General features: G+C 70.9%; 5 protein-coding genes. All 5 read right to left on the bottom strand.

Annotation, left to right across the window (positions count from 1 at the left end):
- Nucleotides 1-261 precede the first annotated feature (261 nt).
- Nucleotides 262-1,668: a GH1 family beta-glucosidase gene (locus IH13_RS0124105; RefSeq protein WP_031087759.1), complete on the bottom strand. Its 1,407-nt coding sequence runs from the start codon at nt 1,666-1,668 to the stop codon at nt 262-264.
- A 49-nt stretch (nt 1,669-1,717) separates the two neighbouring features.
- The gene (locus IH13_RS0124100; RefSeq protein ID WP_031087757.1) at nt 1,718-2,713 is read right to left on the bottom strand and encodes an ABC transporter ATP-binding protein; all 996 of its coding nucleotides are present in this window, start codon (nt 2,711-2,713) and stop codon (nt 1,718-1,720) included.
- The gene (locus IH13_RS0124095; RefSeq protein ID WP_031087755.1) at nt 2,710-3,753 is read right to left on the bottom strand and encodes an ABC transporter permease; all 1,044 of its coding nucleotides are present in this window, start codon (nt 3,751-3,753) and stop codon (nt 2,710-2,712) included. The genes IH13_RS0124100 and IH13_RS0124095 overlap by 4 nt, the downstream gene beginning before the upstream one ends.
- 5 nt (nt 3,754-3,758) lie before the next feature.
- Nucleotides 3,759-4,739 (bottom strand): ABC transporter permease, encoded by a 981-nt coding sequence (locus IH13_RS0124090; protein WP_031087754.1) that lies wholly within the window; start codon nt 4,737-4,739, stop codon nt 3,759-3,761.
- A partial coding sequence (locus tag IH13_RS0124085) for an oligopeptide/dipeptide ABC transporter ATP-binding protein (protein ID WP_031087753.1) occupies nt 4,736-5,131 on the bottom strand: 396 nt, incomplete at its 5' end. The genes IH13_RS0124090 and IH13_RS0124085, both read right to left, overlap by 4 nt.

Here is a 5,131-nt window from a genome sequence, read left to right as displayed (position 1 = left end):
GGCGGGCGCCAGCACCACCGCCGAGAGAATCAGCAGCAGAACGGTCCATATGGGGACGAGCAGCCTCTTCCACATGTATCAAACGTAACCCGGGCAGGTGACAAACGCGTCACCCGCCCGGGTCCGTCCGTCCGGGCCCGCTAGGCCGCCCGGTAGGCGGTGCGCGGCTCGGCCACCGCCCCGGTGAGCAGCAGGGGTGTCTGCCTCGGCGAACGGCTTGTGCACCTTCGCGGCCGGCTTTCCACCGGTCGGGACACGCCCCTAACGGACGTTCCGGGTGAGGCGGATCGTGTCGCGGTACCACTTGGCGCTGTCCTTGAGCGTCCGCTCCTGCGTGTCGTAGTCGACGCGGACGATGCCGAACCGCTTGTCGTAGCCGTAGGCCCACTCGAAGTTGTCCATCAGCGACCAGGCGAAGTAGCCCCGGACGTCGGCGCCCTGCGCGCGGGCGTCGGCCACGGCCGCGATGTGGTCGGCGAGGTAGGCGGTGCGGTCGGTGTCGGGGACGGAGCCGTCGGCGGCGACGCTGTCGTCGAAGGCCGCCCCGTTCTCGGTGATGACGGTCGGCAGCGCGTAGTCGCGCTGGAGCCGCACGAGCAGGTCGGTGAGTTCGCCGGGAGCGATCTCCCAGTCCATGGCGGTACGGGGCAGGTCGCGCTCCACCCCGCGGACGACGGGCAGGCCGTCGGTGCCGGTCGGTGAGCCGTCCTCGGTGACGCCGGAGAACAGGGCGCCGCGGTAGAAGTTGACGCCGAGGACGTCGAGGGGGGCGGCGATCGTCTCCAGGTCGCCGTCCCGGACCGGGAGACCGATGCCCTGCTCCGCGAGGTCCCGGACGACGTCCTCGGGGTAGCGGCCGTGGACGAGCGGGTCGAGGTAGAGGCGGGTGCCCATGCCGTCGGCCCGGCGGCACGCCTCGCGGTCGGCCTCGCTGTCGGTCTCGGGGGTGGCGGTTCCGAGGTTGAGGGTGATGCCGAGCTCCAGCGGGTTATCCCCCGCCGCCTCGCGCATCCGGCCGGCGGCGAGGCCGTGTCCGAGGAGCAGGTGGTGGACGGCGCCCATCGCGTCGCCGAGGTCGGTGCGGCCGGGGGCGTGCGCCCCGTAGGCGTAGCCGAGCATCGCCGAGCACCACGGTTCGTTCAGCGTCGTCCAGTGCTCGACCCGGTCGCCCAGGGCCTCGTGGGCGAGCATCGCGTAGTCGGCGAAACGGTACGCGGTGTCGCGGGCCGGCCAGCCGCCGGCGTCCTCCAGCTCCTGGGGCAGGTCCCAGTGGTACAGGGTGATCCAGGGGGTGACGCCCTTGTTCTGGAGCTCGTCGACCAGCCGCTTGTAGAAGTCGAGGCCCTTGGCGTTGGCGGGGCCGCGGCCGCCCGGCTGGATGCGCGGCCAGGCGAGCGAGAAGCGGTACGTGTCGACGCCGAGGCCCGCGATCAGCTCCACGTCCTGGGGCATCCGGTGGTAGTGGTCGCAGGCGACGTCGCCGTGTTCCCCGTTGTGCACGGCGCCCGGGGCCCGGCAGAAGGTGTCCCAGATGGACGGGGTCCGGCCGTCCTCGGCCGCCGCGCCCTCGATCTGGTACGAGGAGGTGGCGACGCCCCAGCGGAAACCGGCGGGAAGTCCCTGGACGGCGACGGGCTGCAGGCTGCTGCGGGGCGTGGCGAGGTTCATGGTTCTCCGTAACTCCGGGTGTGGTGTGGTGTGTTCGCGGGGGATCGGCTCAGGCGGGCGGGGTGTGCAGCCAGCAGGCGACCTCGCGCTCCTGGCCGCCCTCCGGCCGGGTGAGCACGGGGACCTGGCCGGCGCACGGCTCGAAGGCCTTTCCGCAGCGCGGGTGGAAGGCGCAGCCGGTGGGCATCGCGGAGAGGTGCGGGGGCGAGCCGGGGATGCCGGTGAGTTCCCGGCGCGGACCGTGCAGTGCGGGGAAGGAGTGCAGCAGGCCGTCGCTGTAGGGGTGGTGCGGGTCCCGGTAGATCTCGGCGGCGCCCGCCTGTTCGACGATCCGGCCGCCGTACATGATCGCGATCCGGTCGGAGAACTCGATCAGCAGGGAGATGTCGTGGGTGATGAACACGACGGAGAAGGAGAGCTGCTCCCGCAGCTCGACCAGTTTGCGCAGGATCTGCCGCTGCATGACGACGTCCAGCGCGGTGGTCGGCTCGTCCATGATGACGATCTCGGGTTCCAGCGCGAGCGCCATCGCGATCATCACGCGCTGGCGCATACCGCCGGAGAGCTGGTGCGGGTAGGAGGCGAGCCGGTCGGCGGAGATGCCGACCAGGCCGAGCAGTTCCTCGGCGCGTGCCGTCCGTTCGGCCGCCCGCATCTGCGGGCGGTGGGCCACGAGGACGTCGGTGAGCTGGCTGTGGACGGTGTGCACCGGGTTGAGCGAGTTCATCGCCCCCTGGAACACGATCGACAGCTCCTGCCAGCGGAAGGCGCGCAGCTCGTCCGGGGCCAGGGCCAGGATGTCGACGGTGTCCCCGCCGGGCCGGTGGTAGTGGACGTCGCCGCCGGTGATCACGCCGGGCGGGGAGAGCAGTCGGGTGACGGCGTACGCGAGCGTGGACTTGCCGGAGCCCGACTCGCCCGCGAGGCCGAGGACTTCGCCCCGGTGGAGGGTGAGGTCGATGTCCCGGAGCGCGCGGACGCCGCTCTCGCCGGTGCCGTAGTCGACGTTCAGGCCGCTGATGGTGAGGATCGGCTCGGCGGTCATGCGCTGTGCTCCTTGCTGGTCTCGCGGGCGTCACCGGGCTGCCCGGGGGCCGGCCGCGGCGCGGTGGCCGGTGGTGCGACGGGGGCGGTGGTGCGGGCCACGGGGGTGAAGCCGACCCGCATCGTGACCTCCTTGGAGGACCCGGCCGCGGTGCGCAGTCGCGGGTTCACGAACTCGTCGATGCCGAAGTTGATCAGCGAGAGCGCGGTGCCCAGCAGCGCGATGCACAGGCCGGCCGGGACGAACCACCACCAGGCGCCCTGGGCCAGGGCCTGGTTGGACTGGGCCCAGAAGAGCACGGTGCCCCAGTTCCAGTGGGAGATGTCGGCGACGCCGATGAAGGCGAGGGTGATCTCCGAGAGGATCGCGAAGATGACGGTGCCGACGAAGCCGGACGCGATGACGGCGGTGAGGTTGGGCATCACCTCGAAGAGGATGATCCGCCAGGTGGACTCGCCGGTGGCGCGGGCCGCCTCCACGTAGTCGCGGCGCCGCAGCGACAGGGTCTGGGCGCGCAGCACACGCGATCCCCAGGCCCAGGAGGTGAGGGCGATGACGGAGGCGATCAGCAGGTCCGTGGTGTCCTCGACGAAGCTCGCGATGATGATGATCAGCGGCAGTCCGGGGATGACCAGGAAGACGTTCGAGAACATCGAGAGGAGTTCGTCGGCGGCCCCGCCGAGGAATCCGGCGCTGACCCCGATGAGCACGGACAGCACCGTGGCCAGGAACCCGGCGATGAAGCCGACCATGAGCACGCCCCGGGTGCCGACCAGGATCTGGGAGAGCACGTCCTGACCGGTGTGGGTGGTGCCGAACCAGTGGTCGGCGGAGGGCGGCTGGAGGAGCTGGTCGCTCATCGCGTCGGGGTCGTACGGGGCGATCCAGGGCCCGATGACGGCGATGAGGGCGAAGAACGCGAGGATCAGCAGCCCGGTGCGGGTCTTCCCGCCGCGCAGGAAGCGGAACCTGGCCCGGCCGGCCGTGGCGGGCGCGGGGACGTCGTCCAGGACGGCGGTGTCGGTGGCGGCGACGGACATACCTGTCATGCCTCCTTGCGGGTGCGGGGGTCGAGGAGGGCGTAGGCCATGTCCGCGAGCAGGTTCGCGGCGAGCACCGAGAGCGTGATGATCAGGAAGACGCCCTGCATCAGGGGGTAGTCCTTCGCCCCGACGGCCTGGAGGAGCTGGAAGCCGATGCCCGGATAGTTGAAGACCATCTCGACGAGCAGGGTGCCGCTGACGATGAAGCCGAGGGAGAGGGCGAAGGCGGAGATGTTGGGCAGGACCGCGTTGCGCGCGGCGTAGGCGAACATCACCCGCCGCTCGGAGAGCCCCTTGGCCTGCGCCACCATGACGTAGTCCTCGGAGGAGACGGTCACCATCATGTTGCGCATGCCGAGGATCCAGCCGGCGACGGCGCTGAGCACGATCGTCACCCCGGGGAGCACCCCGTGGTAGAGGGCGCTGGAGATGAACGGCCAGTCGAAGGCCGGGACCAGGGAGCTGTCGTATCCGCCCTCGAAGGGGAAGACCGGCCACTTCACCGCGAACACCGCGATGGCGATGAGGCCGAGCCAGAAGTAGGGGACGGACGAGATGAAGGTGGTGACGGGCAGCAGCCCGTCCAGCCAGGAGCCGCGCCGCCAGCCGCTGTAGACGCCGATGCCGGTGCCGAGCAGGAAGCTGATGAGCGTGGTGATGCCGACCAGGGCCAGCGTCCAGGGCAGCGCCTGGGAGATCACCTCGCCGACCGGGGTCGGGAAGAAGGTGAAGGAGAGTCCGAGGTCGCCGTCGAGCAGGTGCGACCAGTAGTCGGTGTACTGCGACCAGAGCGACTGCTTCTCGTCGAGCCCGAACAGCGCCTTCAGGGAGGCGATCGCGGTGGTGTCGAGCTGCCCCTGGTAGCGGCTCATCAGGGCTTCGACGGGGTCGCCCGGCATCAGGCGGGGGATCAGGAAGTTGATCGTGATCGCGGCCCACGCGGTGACGGCGTAGAAGGCGACGCGCTGGAGTATGTACTTCACTTCGCCGCCTCCTTCGCGGGCGCGTCCTTCGCCTGGGCGGTGTCGTACAGCCAGCAGGCCGCCCACTGGCCGCCGGACAGCTCGAAGCGCGGTGGCAGTTCGGTGCGGCAGCGCTCCATGGCCTTGGGGCAGCGGGGGTGGAAGCGGCAGCCGGCCGGCGGGGTGATCAGGGAGGGCGGCTCGCCGCTCCCGCTCTCCTCCTGGGCCCCGGTGTCGGCCACCCGGTCCGGGTCCGGCGCGGAGGCGATCAGGAGCTGGGTGTAGGGGTGCGCGGGGTGCTGGGTGACGCTCTCGCTGTCCCCGCCCTCGACGATCCGGCCGGCGTACATCACCAGGGTGGTGTCGGCGAAGTAGCGGGCGGAGGCGATGTCGTGGGTGATGTAGAGGATCGC

This window comes from Streptomyces sp. NRRL WC-3549 (assembly GCF_000721935.1).
In the GTDB taxonomy this organism is placed as follows: Bacteria; Actinomycetota; Actinomycetes; order Streptomycetales; family Streptomycetaceae; genus Streptomyces.
This window is presented reverse-complemented; position numbering and strand designations above follow the sequence as displayed.